Origin of the sequence: Psychrobacter sp. W2-37-MNA-CIBAN-0211 (genome assembly GCF_040309405.1) — a bacterium.
In the GTDB taxonomy this organism is placed as follows: domain Bacteria; phylum Pseudomonadota; class Gammaproteobacteria; order Pseudomonadales; family Moraxellaceae; genus Psychrobacter; species Psychrobacter glaciei.
In genome coordinates this window covers 1-271 of record NZ_JBEOOU010000206.1, presented here as the reverse complement: position 1 = coordinate 271, position 271 = coordinate 1, and the positions used below count along the sequence as shown (strand labels likewise).

Sequence of the window (271 nt, the reverse complement as noted above, 5' to 3'; positions counted from 1 at the left end):
GCCTGCCGACGCCGAACTGACCAGCCTGTTCAGCCACAGCCCGACCGCGTTCGATCATCAGGTCATCAATGTGTTGGAGAACGCCTGCGACGCCACAGGACTGACTTGGCAATCGATACGTTCTGGCGCCTTCCACGACGCCATGTATCTGGCCGGGCACTGTCCGACAGCAATGCTTTTTGTACCCAGCCGGGACGGCATAAGCCACAACCCGAAGGAATTCACAGATCCCGCGCAATTGAAAGCAGGCGCCCAGGCATTGGCCTGGAGC

1 protein-coding gene is annotated in these 271 nt (G+C 59.8%); it reads left to right on the top strand.

The features are described from left to right. Positions 1 to 271 (top strand): M20/M25/M40 family metallo-hydrolase (locus AAEY72_RS14925; protein ID WP_352311333.1); only part of this gene is annotated, 271 nt, incomplete at both ends.